The sequence below is a fragment of the Stenotrophomonas sp. P5_A8 genome, from assembly GCF_056400545.1.
Map to the genome: position 1 here is coordinate 1 of NZ_JBFULB010000068.1, position 15,574 is coordinate 15,574.

Annotated in this window: 12 protein-coding genes; 5 read left to right on the forward strand and 7 right to left on the reverse strand. The window is 67.0% G+C overall.

What is annotated here, in order from left to right; all coding sequences use genetic code 11:
* The 3 genes from AC1DQP_RS07230 to AC1DQP_RS07240 form a co-directional block, all read right to left on the reverse strand.
* Nucleotides 1–684: transglycosylase SLT domain-containing protein (locus AC1DQP_RS07230; RefSeq protein ID WP_478051340.1), on the reverse strand; the 684-nt coding region annotated here is incomplete at its 3' end.
* 102 nt (nt 685–786) lie between these two features.
* The gene (locus AC1DQP_RS07235; protein ID WP_457318386.1) at nt 787–1,719 is read right to left on the reverse strand and encodes a hypothetical protein; all 933 of its coding nucleotides are present in this window, start codon (nt 1,717–1,719) and stop codon (nt 787–789) included.
* A gap of 201 nt (nt 1,720–1,920) precedes the next feature.
* Nucleotides 1,921–2,559, reverse strand: coding sequence for a response regulator (locus AC1DQP_RS07240; RefSeq protein WP_256775283.1), 639 nt, complete (start codon nt 2,557–2,559; stop codon nt 1,921–1,923).
* 78 nt (nt 2,560–2,637) lie between these two features.
* Between AC1DQP_RS07240 and AC1DQP_RS07245 the strand changes: the two genes are divergently transcribed.
* Complete coding sequence (locus AC1DQP_RS07245; protein ID WP_457318387.1) at nt 2,638–6,216, forward strand: ATP-binding protein; 3,579 nt, start codon at nt 2,638–2,640, stop codon at nt 6,214–6,216.
* A 3-nt stretch (nt 6,217–6,219) separates the two neighbouring features.
* On the opposite strand, the gene AC1DQP_RS07250 is transcribed toward AC1DQP_RS07245, so the two are convergent.
* On the reverse strand, nt 6,220–6,597 hold the full coding sequence (locus AC1DQP_RS07250) for a c-type cytochrome (RefSeq protein WP_457318388.1): 378 nt from the start codon (nt 6,595–6,597) through the stop codon (nt 6,220–6,222).
* Entirely contained in the window at nt 6,597–8,273 is a 1,677-nt protein-coding gene (locus tag AC1DQP_RS07255) for an electron transfer flavoprotein-ubiquinone oxidoreductase (protein ID WP_478051341.1), read from the reverse strand. The genes AC1DQP_RS07250 and AC1DQP_RS07255 overlap by 1 nt, the downstream gene beginning before the upstream one ends.
* Before the next feature lie 427 nt (nt 8,274–8,700).
* Between AC1DQP_RS07255 and AC1DQP_RS07260 the strand changes: the two genes are divergently transcribed.
* Nucleotides 8,701–9,864, forward strand: a complete 1,164-nt coding sequence (locus AC1DQP_RS07260) for an acyl-CoA dehydrogenase family protein (protein ID WP_457318390.1) — start codon at nt 8,701–8,703, stop codon at nt 9,862–9,864.
* A gap of 150 nt (nt 9,865–10,014) precedes the next feature.
* Here AC1DQP_RS07260 and trmL read toward each other — a convergent pair whose 3' ends face one another.
* Nucleotides 10,015–10,491 (reverse strand): tRNA (uridine(34)/cytosine(34)/5-carboxymethylaminomethyluridine(34)-2'-O)-methyltransferase TrmL, encoded by a 477-nt coding sequence (gene trmL, locus AC1DQP_RS07265; RefSeq protein ID WP_256775278.1) that lies wholly within the window; start codon nt 10,489–10,491, stop codon nt 10,015–10,017.
* 43 nt (nt 10,492–10,534) lie between these two features.
* Nucleotides 10,535–11,002, reverse strand: coding sequence for an XAC0231 family protein (locus AC1DQP_RS07270; protein ID WP_478051342.1), 468 nt, complete (start codon nt 11,000–11,002; stop codon nt 10,535–10,537).
* Between the two features lie 403 nt (nt 11,003–11,405).
* Here AC1DQP_RS07270 and AC1DQP_RS07275 point away from each other — a divergent pair, with 403 nt between their 5' ends.
* The 3 genes from AC1DQP_RS07275 to AC1DQP_RS07285 form a co-directional block, all read left to right on the forward strand.
* A complete protein-coding gene (locus tag AC1DQP_RS07275) occupies nt 11,406–14,270 on the forward strand; it encodes a M16 family metallopeptidase (protein WP_457318392.1) in 2,865 nt (954 codons plus the stop codon).
* 101 nt (nt 14,271–14,371) lie between these two features.
* Nucleotides 14,372–14,689 carry a DUF4156 domain-containing protein gene (locus AC1DQP_RS07280; protein WP_256775275.1) on the forward strand — a complete coding sequence of 106 codons (318 nt, stop codon included), beginning with the start codon at nt 14,372–14,374 and terminating at the stop codon, nt 14,687–14,689.
* Between the two features lie 114 nt (nt 14,690–14,803).
* A partial coding sequence (locus AC1DQP_RS07285) for a 3-oxoacyl-ACP synthase III (protein ID WP_478051343.1) occupies nt 14,804–15,574 on the forward strand: 771 nt, incomplete at its 3' end.

The window sequence follows — 15,574 nt, forward strand, 5'->3', positions numbered from 1 at the left end:
GGCCGTCTGCGTCGGGGCAGACGGTGCCTGCTGCTGGGCCGGGCGCGCGTGGCCTTCGGTGAGCGGGGCGACGTGCTTTTCGGGGATGCTGATCGCATCGTACTTGCGGTCGTAGTACTGGGCGAAGCTGGCGGCCAGGTCGTGGTCGTTCATCTTGCGCATGTCGGCACGGCTGTGGCCGGTCAGCGCTTGGACGTCATCGCCGATCTGCGCCATGATCCGCGGCCGCATGTCGATCTRCTCGCCATGGCGGTCGCGCACCACGCCGAACGTGCCGGTGGCGATCGCGGTCTGGATCGAGCCGTAACCGGCCTCGCCCTGCTGGTGCGCCAAGTACAGGTCCAGCCCGGTCGGCTTGTCTTCGCCGGACAGGTACGGATGCCCGGTGCGGTCGTGCCGCTTCTGCATGTCCGTCAGGTTGCGCTGGAACATCTCCGCGGCCGCTTCGGTGTTACGGGTCGGATCGAACTCGTGACCTTTCAGGCCGTAACGTTCTGCGGTGGACGGCAGGAACTGGAACAGGCCCTTGGCGTGGGTGGTCTTGTTCTCGGCGCGCTCGTCGAAGCGGCCGCCGGTTTCGATGTGCGCAAACCGCAGGAAATCCTCGCTCGGGATGCCCTTGCGCTGTGCGACCTGCTCGATGATGTCGAGAACTTCCTTTTTACTGTAGTCACGCTGTGCCATGACGTCTTCCTCTGGGGTTGTTGGAGCGGCCTATGCCGCAGTACGCCAACCGGACTCATCCATGAGTCTTCAACATGTCGGTCAACAGGTCCTGCTTGCTGCTTACTTCTGTACGTATGCCTTGGCGGCCGGATCGTAGGCGTAGGTCGCCGTGTCCTGCGGGCCCATCGGACGCGTTGCATCCGGCCCGTCGAAGGTGGTGCCGGTGCGGGTGACGCGGATCGCGGGCAGATCGCTGCCGGCCACGGCGCTGAAGGCCAGTTCGCCATCGCTGCCGATGCACGGCATGGCCTGGCCTTCGTCGCAGGCGGCGGCGTTGTCTTCGCCGGTGGTGACCGAGCCCAGGTAGGCCCAGACGCGGTCGTCCTGTTTGTCCTGCGCGTAGTCCGGGTTGAACACCAGGATGCTGTAGCCATCAATGCTGGTGCCGGCCTCGAAGCTGCTGGTCGGTACCGCCAGCAGCAGCTTGCCACCGGCGGTGCGGTGTTCGACCGGCTTGCGCTTGCTGTCGATGGTGGGCGGGTTGCCGTAGGCGCCGACCTTGCCGATCGAGCGTTCCATGCCCTTGAACACCCAGGGCTTGTCGGCCTTGGTGCCGGTCAGGGTGAAGGTGGCTTCGGTCAGCGTTACCTGGGTCTCCGGGCCGGCCTCGTCTTCGCCCGGCTTGCCGTACTTGGCCACGGTGTTCCAGGCAAAGCCGGTGTAGTACCTGGTGCCGCCCAGTTCGAAGGCATGGCCGAACCAGAAGGTCGCGACCGCGCCATTGGCAACTTCATATGACGTCGCGCCATCGCCGTCGACCTGGTAGATGAAATACAGCACGCTGCCGGCATCGGGCGGCGTGGCGGTAGCGGCGGGAGTAAGGGTGCTCTGCATCGGGGCAACATCCTGTCGTGGCGCGGAGGCGCCCTGTGGTGACGCGGTCGAAGGCGAGGGGCTGCATGCGCTGGCGAGCAGCGCGACCAACAGGCCGACCAACGCCACGCGCACGCGCGGACGCACAAGGCTCGGACTGACGGCGGGAAGGAAGTTCATGCGCCTCTCCATGGATCTGCGGGCATCGGGCAGGAAGGCCGACGCGTAAGACGCCCCGGCCCATGACGGGGGAGCGTGGTAGATGAGCCGGCCGATTCCTTCGACCTCGCATTAGGAACTCATCCAGCGACATCATGGCATATCTGCCAACCCCGTCACAAGGGGAGGGGAATGCGTTGAGCTAAAAGTGTGACCGATTTATCAGATTTCGCCGTCGCGCAGGTAGTCAAACAGCTCGGCATCGCCCTTCAGGCCCAGCTTCAGCATGGCATCGCCCTTTTGACGGCTGATCGTGCTGACGCTCTTGTGCAGCTGCAGGGCGATCTCTTTCACGGTCAGTCCGCTGCCGAGCAGGCGCAGCACTTCGACCTCGCGGGGCGAAAGCGGTTTGGTGCTGATCTCATCGACGTTGTGCGTGCCGATCGCGTCAATGCGCTCCTTCAGCGTGCGGCTCACGTAGGGCAAGCCGCGCTGCACGGTCTGGATGGCCAGCGGCAGTTCTTCCATCGAGGAGGTCTTGTCGACCAGACCGAGCACGCCGATGGAGACCACCATGCGCAGGATCGCCAGGTTGTTGGAGACGCTCAACATCAGCACCGGCAGGTCCGGGAAACGACGGCGGATCATGCCGATCATGGCAAAGCCGTCGGCCTGTTGGCTGCCCGGCATGGAGTAGTCGGTCACCAGCACATCGCAGGGCTGGGTGGTCAATGCGGTGAGCAGTTCGTCGGCGCTGCTGGCCTCGGCCACCACCACACCCACGCCGCTGGCTTCGATCACCGCTTTGGTGCCGATACGGACCACCGGGTGATCGTCAGCGATGATGATGCGCAGGGTCATGGACTAGTATGGTCGCCTAGGCGGACGCCGCTCGGGCCGTGCCGTGGTGGAAACATCATTCTACGGAGATAAGACCGCATGCGTACTCCGGTTGCCCGCTGGCTGTTGCTGCTGGTCCTTGCCCTCGTGCCGATGCTGGCGGTGGGGGCGGACGCGCCGGCCGCGCCGGCGTCGCTATCATCCCGCCAGAGTGAATGGCTTGGTCGGCACCCTACCATCATCCTGGGCATTTACGACAGCGGCTGGCCGCCGTTCGAATCGATGCACGATGGACGTCCGCAGGGCTTGGGTTACGACTACCTGAGCCTGCTCGCGCGGCGCCTCGGGGTACGGGTGGACGTGCGCAGGTACGGCAGCTGGGCCGAGGTGCTCGATGCCGCCTGTCGAGGCGAAATCGATGTGGTGATGAACATCACCCTGAGCGCCGACCGCACCCGATGCGTGGTTTACACCCGTGCCTACATGGATGCGCCGCTGGCCGTGGTCGGGCGCCCCGATGACACCCGCACCTCCACCGACCCGGACCTGCATGGGCTGCGCGTGGTGACCGAGCGCGACTTCGTCACCAGCGACCAGGTGCGCGCGCGCTTTCCGGCCGCGTTGCAGGTCACCGCCGCCGATACGTTGACCGCGTTGAACATGGTCGGCCGCAACGAAGCCGACGTATACATCGGCAACGCGTACGTGGCCAACATGCTGATCGACCAGCACGCGATGCGCCAGGTCACCCTGCTGCGGCCCAGCGACCTGCCACCGGAGCGTCTGCACTTCGGCGTTCCCAATGCCAAGCAGCCGCTGGCCGAAGCACTGGATGGCGCGCTCAGCGAAGTCACCCGCGGCGAACACGACGCACTGGCCCAACGCTGGCTGCATCCGCTGCAGTGGTCCACCCGGTCGCGGCTGATCCTGGGCAATGCCGAGAAGCAGGTGCTGGCCACGCCGCTGCGGATGGCGTTCGCGCCCAACGCCGCGCCGCTGGCCTTCATCGATGCCGCCGGACAGCCCAGCGGCGTGGCGGGCGACTACCTGCGCCAACTGCGCATGGTCGGCGCGCACCTGGCGCAGGTACCGGCGCACGACTGGTTCGAGGTGCGCGAGCAGCTGCGCAAGGGCGAGGTCGACGTGATCATGGGCATTCCCAATGATTCGGCCTACCTCGGGCCGGACTGGGTGTTCAGCCAGCCCTTCATCACCGTGCCCAACGTGATCGTGGTGCGCGCCGACAGCCCCTCGGTACTGGCCCTGGCCGATCTGGACGGGCGCAGCATCCTCTTGTCCGATCCCGAGCGCCTGCGCGGCTACGTGCTGCAGCACGCGCCGAATGCGCGCATCGTGCCCGCGCGCAGTGCCGAGCAGGCCTTGGCGCGGCTGGCCCACGGGGACGCCGACGCCTACATCGGCAATCTGGCCACCACCGATCGCATCGTGCGGGAGAAATACCCCGCGCAGTTGCATGTGACCGCGCCGGCTGGCTTCTCCGACCGCCTTTCGCTGGCGGTCAAGCGCCAGTACGCGCCGCTGGCGACCACCTTCGACCGCGTGCTGGTCAACCTCAGCCCGCGCGAGCATGAAGCCATTCGCGGTGACTGGCTGTCGGCCGAGTACCACAGCGAGGTGGACTGGCGTTCGATCGCGCGCTGGGCGGTGCCGCTGGCGCTGGTGCTGCTGACCGCCATCCTGGTGCACGGCTGGGGCTACTGGCGGCTGCGCCGTGAGGTCGGCATGCGCCGGCGCCTGGAGCAGCGCCTTGCCGGGGTGACCGACAACCTGCCGGCCACCGTGTATCAGGCGCGGCGCGACAGCCGTGGCGAGTTCTCCTTCCCGTACATCGCCGGCGACCTGGAAGCGCTGTTCGGCTTGAGCGTGGCCGATGCGATGGCGGACGAGAAGCGGCTGATGGCCTGCATCGATGCGCAGGATCGCGAGCGTGTCCGCCAGGCGCTGGACCACGCCGCACGCGATTTCGCCGCGCTGGACATCGAGTTCCGCACCAGCCCACACGGCAGCCTTCGTTGGGTGCGCTCGCGCGCGCTGCCCTACGCGGTCGATGCCGGTGAAATCCTGTGGAGCGGGTACTGGGTGGATGTCACGGAGGCACGTGCACAGGCCGATGCGCTGGCTGCCGCCAAGGCTGCGGCCGAGCACGCGACCGCGGCCAAGTCCGATTTCCTGGCCACGATGAGCCATGAGATCCGCACGCCCATGAGCGGAGTGCTGGGCATGCTTGAAGTGCTGGCCCATACCCCGCTCGATGGCGAACAGCGGCGCATCATCGCGGTGATCGAGGACTCGGCGCAGATGCTCCGGCACATCCTTGACGACATCCTGGACTACTCGCGGATCGAAGCCGGCGCGCTGCGCCTGGAACTGCAGCCGCTGGCGCTGCGCGGCCTGCTCGACAACGTGCAGCAGCTGCTGTCGCCGCAGGCCGCGGCCAAAGGGCTGACACTGCAGCTGCAGGTCGATGTGGCGGTGGCGCCGATGCACCTGGGCGATGGCATGCGCCTGCGCCAGATCGCGTTCAACCTGCTCAGCAATGCCATCAAGTTCACCGAGCAGGGCGGCGTTGCCATCGCGCTGGGCGTGACCGACGAGGAGGATGGCGCGCAGCGGCTGCGTCTGGCGGTGACCGACACCGGTATCGGCATCTCACCGGGGCAGCGCGAGCGCCTGTTCAAGCCCTTCGCCCAGGCCGATATCGCCACCACCCGCCAGTACGGTGGCACCGGGCTGGGCTTGAGCATCTGCCAGCGGCTGGTCGCCTTGATGGGCGGCAGCCTGGAACTGCACAGCGTGCCCGGGGAGGGTACTGAAGTGGTGGTGCACCTGCTGTTGCCGCGGGTGCCGGCGATGGAGTCCGATGCGGCCCCGGCACGCGACGGCGAGCCGTTGGGTGCGTTGCCGGAGACGCTGCGGCAGTACCGCGTGCTGGTGGTGGAGGACCATCCCACCAACCAGGCGCTGATGCGCTGGCGGCTGCAGCAACTCGGCCTTGCCTACGCGCTTGCCGCGCAGGGGCAGGACGCGCTGGCGCTGCTGGAGCAGGAACACTTCGACCTGGTGATCACCGATTGCCGGATGCCGGTGCTGGACGGCTACGCCATGACCCGGCGCCTGCGCGAACGCGAACTGGAGCGCGGCCTGCCGCGGATGCCGGTGATCGCATTGACTGCCAGCGCGCTCGCCGAAGACCTGCAACGCTGCCGCGAGGCCGGCATGGACGATCTGCTGGCCAAGCCTGTCGCGCTGGCCACCTTGCGCCAGGTGCTGCTGCGCTGGCTGCCCGGCCACGAGGAAACGCCGGTGGCCGTCCCGCAGGCGACACCGTCGGGCGCGATGCCGACGCGCACGGCGATCGTGCAGCGCTTCGGTTCCGAGCATGTGGCCGGCGTGATGATCGAGAGCATGCGCAGCACCACCGAAGAGGACCTGCGCCGCGCCCAGGCGGCTCGCGCGCAGGGTGACAGTGACACGGTGGCAGAGGTGCTGCACCGCATTGTCGGCGGGCTGGGCACCCTCGGTGCCGGTGTGCTGGTGGAACAGGCGCGTTCGCTGATGCAGCAGGTCGGCGTGCACGGCGTGGATGCCTGCGGCGAGGAACTGGAGCGCTTCGATGCCGCCCTGCGCACTTACCTGGCGTCGCTGCAACAGGACTGACGGTCAGCGTGCCTGCTGCAGGTACTCGATGACCTGACGCCGCCGTTCCGCATCGGCGGTGGCATTGACCATCCGCGACCCCGGCACAACGGCGGCCGGCGCGCGCAGGAAGGTATCCAGGGTGTCCGTGCTCCAGGTGATGTCGGCCTGGCGCATTGCAGTGGAATAGGGATAGTCGGCCAGGCTGCCGGCGCGACGCCCGACCACCCCGTGCAGGTTGGGACCGAAACGATGCACGCCACCCGGGGTGACGGTGTGGCATCCGGCACAGATCGCGAACGCGCGCTGCAGCTGCTGTTGATGCACCTGCTCGGGCGTCTGCGCAGTGCGCGTGCACGCACACAGGCACAGCGCGACCCCGAGCAGGCAGGCGTGTCGCATCACATGCCCGTGTAGTTCGGGCCGCCACCGCCCTGCGGGGTCACCCAGACGATGTTCTGGGTGGGGTCCTTGATGTCGCAGGTCTTGCAGTGCACGCAGTTCTGCGCATTGATCTGCAGCTGCTCCTGGCCCTGCGCACCGACGAATTCGTACACCCCGGCCGGGCAGTAGCGCGCTTCCGGGCCGGCATACTCGGCCAGGTTGATCCGCACCGGCACGCTGGCGTCCTTGAGCGTGAGGTGACTGGGCTGGTCTTCGGCATGGTTGGTGCTGCTCAGGAACACCGAGCTGAGCTTGTCGAAGGTGAGCACGCCATCGGGCTTGGGATAGACGATCCTGGCGTGCTTGTCGGCCGCCTCCAGACAGGCGTGGTCCGGGGTGCTGTGGCGCAGCGTCCACGGCGGGTTGCGGATGCCGAGCTTGGGCAGCAGCCACTGCTCGATGCCGGTCATCAGCGTGGCCACGGTCTGGCCCTTCTTGAACCACTGCTTGAAGTTCTTGGACTGCTTGAGCTCCTCATGTAGCCAGCTGGTCTCGAACGCGGCCGGGTAGGCGCTGAGTTCGTCGTGCTGACGATCGGCGGCGAGCGCATCGAACGCTGCATCGGCGGCCAGCATGCCGGTCTTGATCGCCGCATGGCTGCCCTTGATCCGGCTGACGTTGAGGAAGCCGGCCTCGCAGCCGACCAGCGCGCCACCGGGAAACACCGTCTTGGGCAGCGACATCAGGCCGCCGGCGGTGATCGCGCGCGCGCCGTAACCAATGCGCTTGCCGCCTTCCAGGTGCTTGCGGATGGACGGGTGGGTCTTGAAACGCTGGAATTCTTCGAACGGGCTCAGCCACGGGTTCTTGTAATCCAGGCCGACCACGTAGCCGATCGACACCTTGCCGCCGTCGGCGTGGTACAGGAACGCGCCGCCATAGGTGGCGTTGTCCAGCGGCCAGCCGGCGGCATGCACCACCAGGCCCGGCTCATGCTTGGCCGGATCGATCTGCCACAGTTCCTTGATGCCGATACCGTAGGCCTGCGGGTCCTTGCCGGCATCCAACTGGTAGCGCGCGATCAACTGGCGGCCAAGGTGGCCGCGCGAGCCTTCGGCAAAGATCGTGTACCTGGCATGCAGTTCCATGCCGCGTTCGAAATTGGGGCCGGGGGTGCCGTTCTTTTCGATGCCCATGTCGCCGGTGGCCACGCCCATCACCGCGCCTTCGGCGGTGTAGAGGACTTCGGCGGCGGGGAACCCGGGGAAGATCGACACTTCCAGCGCTTCGGCCTGCTGCGCCAGCCAGCGGGTCACCTCGCCCAGGCTGACAATGTAATTGCCGTCGTTGTGGAAGCACTCCGGCAGCAGCGCATGCGGGGTGCCGCGCGCGCCGGTTTCGCTGAGGAACAGGAACTCGTCACGGGTGACTTTCTGCTTCAGCGGCGCGCCGCGCTCGGCCCAGTCCGGGAMGAGCTCGGTCAGCGCGCGCGGGTCCATGATCGCGCCGGACAGGATGTGCGCACCCGGCTCGGAACCTTTCTCCAGGATGCACACGGACAACTCGCGGCCGGCCTCGATCGCGCGCTGGCGCAGGCGGATCGCGGTGGCCAGGCCGGCGGGGCCGGCGCCGACGATCACCACGTCAAATTCCATGGCTTCACGCGGGGGCAGGACGGGGGTCTCTTCGCTCATGGGGGTGCGTAACTCTTGGGTAGTGCCGTCGGCCAAAGCCGCTGGCGGTTGCCTGGGAATCGCGCGCGCGGCAGACGGCGCAACTACTGGATCAGGTGTGCAGGGTAGCCGGACGCGGCGTTTCCGCCTAGATCGCCGACGTTGACGCCACGTGAGTGCGTGCTTCACGCATGCCGATGGTGCGGCGCACCAATGCCGATGCGCCCGCAATCTTGAGTGGGGGTAGCGCCACGTGTCGTCCGCTGCGCACGGCGCTCATGGCGCCTGCCAGCCAGCCAGCCACGCACGGCGTGGCTCTACCTGGGTGGGCCGCCGGCAGCACCTGCGGTCGCGTCATTGCCGCGGCCGTGCTGCGGCGTGCCTTGGCCGGATGMGGTGCAGCGACCACAATGGCCCCCTGTTTGATCGCCTTCATGCCCGGGTAGCCATGTCACTGAATCCGTACGACCTGTTTGATGTCCGCGCCCTGCTCACCGATGAGGAGCGTGCCGTGCAGGACACGGTGGCGCGCTTCACCGACGCGCGCGTGCTGCCGATCATCGGCGACGCGTTCGACCAGGGCCGCTTTCCGGACGAGTTGATCCCGGAAATCGCCGCGCTCGGTCTGCTCGGCTCCAGCCTGCCCGAGCAGTACGGCGGTGGCGGGCTCAACGCGGTCAGCTACGGCCTGATCTGCCAGGAGCTGGAGCGCGGCGATTCTGGCCTGCGCAGCTTCGTCTCGGTGCAGAGTTCGCTGTGCATGTACCCGATCTTCGCCTACGGCAGCGAGGAACAGCGCACGCGCTGGCTGCCGGACATGGCCGCCGGCAAGGTGATCGGCTGCTTCGGCCTGACCGAGGCGCATGGCGGTTCGGATCCGGCGGCGATGAAGACCCGTGCGGTACGCGATGGCGGCGACTGGGTRGTCAACGGCAGCAAGATGTGGATCACCAGCGGCCCGGTGGCCGACATCGCCATCGTCTGGGCGCATACCGAAGACGGCATCCAGGGTTTCGTGCTGGAGAAGGGCATGGCCGGTTTCACTACCCAGGAAATCAAGCACAAGATGAGCCTGCGTGCCTCGCTGACCGGTGCGCTGTTCTTCGACAACGTACGCGTGCCAGAGCGCAACCGCCTGCCCAACGTGCAGGGCCTGAAGGGCCCGTTGGGCTGCTTGAACCAAGCCCGATACGGCATCAGCTGGGGCCCGATCGGGGCCGCGGTGGCGTGCCTGGACGAGGCGCTGAACTACACCAAGCAACGGGTGCTGTTCGGGCGCCCGGTGGCGGCCACACAGAGCGCGCAGATCAAGCTGGCCGACATGGCCCGGCGGATCACCACGGCGCAGTTGCTGGCGCTGCAGCTGGGGCGGTTGAAGGATGCCGGGCAGCTGCATCCGCAGCAGGTCAGTCTGGCCAAGTGGAACAACTGCCGCATGGCGATAGACATCGCGCGCGAATGCCGCGACCTGCTCGGCGGCGCGGGCATCACCACCGAACACATGGCGATTCGGCACGCGCTGAACCTGGAATCGGTGATCACCTATGAGGGCACCGAGACCGTGCACCAGCTGGTGATCGGGCGCGAGCTGACGGGCATCAACGCGTTTTAAGGGTGTCGGCTTAAGGGTGTCGGCGGTGTCGGGAGCCGGCCAGCGGCCGGCACTACCGTTGAACGGGCCACTTGAGCAACGGTCAGGTGCTACGCGGCCGGCAGGTGCCTGTGTCACCGGTAGGTGCCGACCGTTGGTCGGCACGGCGTGCTATTCCCCGCCGGCGAACCCGTTCTGGCGCCATGCCTCGTACATCACCACGGCGACCGTGTTGGACAGATTGAGGCTGCGGTTGTCCGGCTGCATCGGCAGGCGCAGGCGCCGACCATCGGGGAGTGCGTCAAGCAGGTCCTGTGGCAGGCCGCGGGTTTCCGGGCCGAACAGGAAGGCATCGCCGTCTTCGAACTGCTGGGTGTCGTAACGCACGCTGCCGCGGGTACTGAGGGCGAACAGTCGCCGGGGTGCGATGGTCTGCAGGGCGGTAGCCAGGTCTGGATGCACCTGCAGTCGAGCGTATTCGTGATAGTCCAGGCCGGCGCGTTTGAGCTGCTTGTCGCTCAGGTCGAAACCGAGCGGCTCGATCAAATGCAGCCGCGCGCCGGTGTTGGCGCAGAGGCGGATCACATTGCCGGTGTTCGGCGGGATTTCGGGTTGGAACAGGATGACGTGGAACGTGGGCGCGGTCATCGCCGCAGTTTACGCGGCTGCTGCGCGTTACCGCAGCAACCGGTTACGGACGGACCAGCACCTGGACAGCGGTTTCCAGCGCCAGGGCCTGCAGATCGGCGGCCGACGGACGCACCTGCAGGGCCGGCAGKTTGACGATCACGTCGCGGGCGACGGCGGTGGCGGCGGCGGTCAGGGTGGCGACGTAATCGCGATCGTTGACCTGTTCGGCAGCCAGGGCCTGGCGCTGTTCGGCGGTCGGGCGCACTTCCACCGAGGCCAGCGTGGTGACGCGGCGGCTGCCGGCCAGTTCGGCGCGGTAGTCGGCAATCAGGCCAGCGGTCGGGCGGACTTCCACCAGGGCCAGGGTCGGGATGGCGCTGCTGCGCTCGACCTCGGCCTGGGCAATCTGGTCGGCCGACGGGCGGACCTGCAGGGTATCCAGGGTGGTGATGGCGGCGGCCTGCACGTTCGAAGCAAACGCGGAACCGGCGGCGAGGGCGATGGCGATGGCGAGGATCTTGGTGTTCATGGCGGGCCTGTTTAGTGTTGGTGGGCAGTGGTGTGGTAGTAAGGTAGTACACCGGTTCGGGGCTTGCAAGAACAATCTGCACTTTCTTTATTTTGTTCAGCGCGGAGTCAGTTTTGTTCTGTTCTTCGCGTTGCCCCACCCAGTACCAAGCAGGCGCCGTGCCAACTTTTAGTGGTTGATTTAAAAGGGTTTTGTGTTTGATTCAGGGTGTCCGCTGTCCGGACACCTGTCCGCGCCGGGCGCGCCTTGGTCCGCGGCCTGGTGCTCAGCAATGAGTGAGCAGGCCTATCAAAGGCGCCCAGGGGCAGGAAGTTCCCCGATACCGGCAATGACTGTTGGCGGATGCCGCGGGTGCCCGCCACGCGCTAGCATCGGTCTTCACTTTCATGACCAAGGAAACGGAATGACCGTCCAACTCCGCCCGCGTGCCGCGCTGCTGGCTGTAGCGCTCTCCGCCGCCCTGGGCAGCTTCGTGCCGGCGCCTGTGCTGGCCAAGCCCGCCACGCCGGCCAAGGTGGACATTCCGTTCGAGCAGTTCACCCTTCCCAACGGCCTGCGCGTGGTGGTGCACACCGACCGCAAGGCCCCGATCGTGGCGGTGAACATCTGGTACCACGTGGGCAGCAAGGACGAACCGGCGGGGCGCACCGGCTTCGCGCACCTGTTCGAACACCTGATGTTCCAGGGCAGCGAAAACCACAACGGCGAGTACTTCGAGCCCTTCAAGCAGGTCGGTGTGACCGGCCAGAACGGCACCACCAACACCGACCGCACCAATTACTTCGAGAACGTGCCGACCACCGCGCTGGACATGGCGTTGTGGATGGAGTCAGACCGCATGGGCCATCTGCTGGGTGCGATCGATCAGGCCGCGCTCGACGAACAGCGCGGCGTGGTCCAGAACGAAAAGCGCCAGGGCGAAAACCAGCCTTACGGGCAGGTCTGGGAAAAGCTGACCCGCGCGATGTATCCGGAAGGCCACCCGTACCACCACAGCGTGATCGGGTCGATGAACGACCTCAACGCGGCGTCGCTGGATGACGTCAAGACCTGGTTCCGCACTTGGTACGGCCCCAACAACGCGGTGCTGGTGCTGGCCGGCGACATCGACTTGGCCACCGCCAAGGAAAAGGTCGCCAGGTACTTCGGCGACATCCCGGCCGGTCCGAGCATGGCCCAGCCGAAGGTGGACGTGGCCAAGCGCGAGAAGAGCACGCGTGAAGTGATGACCGACAAGGTGCCGCAGGCGCGCATCTACCGCGCCTGGAACGTGGCCCAGGTCGGCACCACCGACCTGGACCAGCTGCAGCTGTTCGCCCAGGTGCTCGGCGGTGCCAAGTCCTCGCGTCTGGACCAGCGCCTGCTGCACCAGGACAAGCTGGTGGACAACATCAGCGCCGGCGCCTACAGCTCGCAGCTGGGGTCCAACTTCGTGGTGATGGCCACCGTGAAGCAGGGCGTGGACCCGGCCAAGGTCGAAGCGATCATCGACGAGGAAATCAAGCGCCTGGTCAAGGATGGCCCGAGCGCCGATGAACTGAGCCGTGGCAAGACCGCCTTCCGGGCCGGCTTCATCCGTGGCATCGAGCGTATCGGCGGCTTTGGCGGCAAGGCCGATGCGCTGGCCGAATGCACCGTGTTCGAAGGCGATCCGGGTTGCTTCCGCCGGTCGCTGGCGACCATCGATGCGGCCAGCGCCGACGACGTGCGCAGCGCCGGTGCCAAGTGGCTGGGCGTGGGCGACCACACGGTGGTGGTGGAGCCGGGCGCGCGCGTGGCGCTGGCCGAATTGCCGTCCGAATCGCCCAAGCCGTTCACCGTACCGGCCGTGGATCCCAAGTTCACCACCCTGCCCAAGCAGGTCGACCGCAGCACCGGCGTACCGCAGACCAAGACCTTCCCGGAGCTGAAATTCCCGCAGCTGCACCGCGCCACGCTCAAGAACGGCACCCAGGTGATCCTGGCCGAACGCCACGACATTCCGGTGGTGCAGTTCAGCTATGAATTCCCCGGTGGCTTCACCGCCGACCAGGGCCGCAAGCAGGGCACCGCCAACTTCACCATGGACCTGATGGGCGAAGGCGCCGGCAAGCTCGGCGCACTGCCGTTCGCCAACGCCGCCGATGCCCTCGGCGCCAGCCTGGGTGCGTCGGCATCGCTGGACAGCGCCAGCGTCTACCTGTCGGCCTTGAAGGAAAACCTGGCCCCGTCGCTGGCCCTGTATGCGGACATGCTGCGCCAGCCGCGCTTCGAGCAGGGCGAGATCGACCGGGTCAAGGCGACCTGGATCGCCGGCATCCAGCAGGAGAAGGTCAACCCCAGCGCGGCGGCGATGCGCGTGATGCCGACCCTGTTGTACGGCGCCGGTCATCCGTACGCGATTCCGTTCACGGGCAGTGGCAATGAAGCCGACATCCAGTCGCTGACCCGCCAGGACCTGGTCGATTTCCACCGTGACGCGCTGCGTCCCGAGCAGGGCACGCTGATCGTGGTCGGCGACACCACCCTGAAGGAAATCGTGCCGCTGCTGGAGCGTCAGTTCGGTGACTGGAAGGGCCAGGGCACTGCCCCGCCGGTCAAGGCGCCGGTCGACGTGGCCCGCCCGACCCACGCCCGCGTGTACCTGATCGACCAGCCCGGCGCCGTCCAGGCCAACCTGTTCGCCAGCCAGGTGGTCCCGTCGGCGATGGATCCGGGCAGCACCCGCTTCGACATCGCCAACGGCGTGCTCGGCGGCGACTTCACGTCGCGCCTGAACATGAACCTGCGTGAGGAGAAACACTGGTCCTACGGTGCCGGCAGCAGTGCCAGCAACACCCTGGGCCAGCGCCCTTGGGGTGCCCGTGCGCCGGTGCAGATCGACAAGACCGCCGAGTCGATGCGGGAAATGCAGAAGGAGATCCGCGACTTCGCCAGTGGCGCCAAGCCGGCCACTGCCGCCGAAGTGGCGCGCATCCGCAACATCCAGACGCTGAGCCTGCCCGGCGCGTATGAAACCGCCAGTGCGGTGCTGGGCACCATCAGCGGCATCGTGCGTTACCAGCGTCCGGACGACTATGTGTTCAAGCGCAAGGCCGAGATCGAGGCCATGACCCCGGCGCAGGTGCAGCAGGCGGCGGCCACGCTGGACCCGAACACCCTCACCTGGGTGGTGGTCGGTGACCTGAAGCAGACCGAGAAGGAGGTCCGCGCGCTGAACCTGGGCGAGGTCCACGTGATCGATGCAGATGGCAAGGTAGTGCCGGCCGCTGGCCGGCAACCTCGCTGACCTGCCGAAGCAGGGGGCCGGGCTTCGGCCCGGCACCCCATCACCCCCGATTCAGCCGTTTCCCGCACACTCCTTTCTCGTCGCCCAGCCAGGTCTCCCACATGCGCGTTCTTCTGCTTTCCCTGCTCACCCTCAGCGCCACCGCCTGCACGTGGGTGCCGATCGAACCGGTAGGCAAGACCGTGCGCGTGCTGCCTCCCGGCCAGGTGCCGAGCGGCTGCCAGAGCAAGGGCGAGGTGGTGGTGACGGTCAAGAGCAAGGTGGCCTTCTACAACCGCAACCCCCTGCGCGTGCAGGAAGAACTGGAAACCCTGGCACGCAATGAAGCCCCCAGCGCCGGGGCCAATGCCGTCCAGGCCAGTGGCCAGCCGGCCGATGGCAGCCAGCGTTTCCTGGCCTTCCAGTGCCCGCCTCGCTGAACCCTTCAGCGCCCGGCCGCGCACCATACGCCCAAGCGTGAATTCGTAAAGGTGCGGTGAAGGCAAGGCCGGCTTACAATAGCGCCCCCTTTGCCTGAGCCTTGGCGCTAACTGATGCTCTTCAAGAATGTCTCTATCGCCGGCCTGGCGCACATCGACGCGCCGCACACGCTGACGTCCAAGGAAATCAACGAACGTCTGCAGCCGACGCTGGATCGTCTGGGCATCCGTACCGACGTGCTCGGCGATATCGCCGGCATCCACGCCCGTCGTCTGTGGGATGCGGACATGCTCGCCTCCGATGCGGCGACCCTGGCCGCCCGCAAGGCGCTGGAAGATGCCGGGATCGGCGCCGACAAGATCGGCCTGCTGGTCAACACCTCGGTCAGCCGCGACTATCTGGAGCCGTCCACCGCCAGCATCGTCTCGGGCAACCTGGGCGTGGGCGATGAGTGCATGACCTTCGACGTCGCCAACGCCTGCCTGGCCTTCATCAATGGCATGGACATCGCTGCGCGCATGCTTGAGCGCGGTGAGATCGACTACGCGCTGATCGTCGATGGCGAAACCGCCAACCTGGTCTACGAGAAGACCCTCGAGCGCATGGCCCTGCCGGGCGTGACCGCCGATGACTTCCGCAACGAGATGGCCGCGCTGACCCTGGGCTGCGGTGCCGCCGCCATGGTGATGGCACGGACCGAACTGGTGCCCGACGCGCCGCGTTACCGCGGTGGCGTGACCCGTTCGGCCACCGAGTGGAACCAGCTGTGCCGCGGCAACCTGGACCGCATGGTCACCGACACCCGCATGCTGCTGATCGAGGGCATCAAGCTGGCCCAGAAGACCTTCGTGGCTGCACGCGAAGCGCTGGGCTGGGCGGTGGAC

Coding starts and splice junctions, on each gene's coding strand:
- AC1DQP_RS07235 (WP_457318386.1), bottom strand. CDS start 1,719: ATGAACTTCCTTCCCGCCGTCAGTCCGAGCCTTGTGCGTCCGCGCGTG.
- AC1DQP_RS07240 (WP_256775283.1), bottom strand. CDS start 2,559: ATGACCCTGCGCATCATCATCGCTGACGATCACCCGGTGGTCCGTATC.
- AC1DQP_RS07245 (WP_457318387.1), top strand. CDS start 2,638: ATGCGTACTCCGGTTGCCCGCTGGCTGTTGCTGCTGGTCCTTGCCCTC.
- AC1DQP_RS07250 (WP_457318388.1), bottom strand. CDS start 6,597: ATGCGACACGCCTGCCTGCTCGGGGTCGCGCTGTGCCTGTGTGCGTGC.
- trmL (WP_256775278.1), bottom strand. CDS start 10,491: ATGACCGCGCCCACGTTCCACGTCATCCTGTTCCAACCCGAAATCCCG.
- AC1DQP_RS07275 (WP_457318392.1), top strand. CDS start 11,406: ATGACCGTCCAACTCCGCCCGCGTGCCGCGCTGCTGGCTGTAGCGCTC.
- AC1DQP_RS07280 (WP_256775275.1), top strand. CDS start 14,372: ATGCGCGTTCTTCTGCTTTCCCTGCTCACCCTCAGCGCCACCGCCTGC.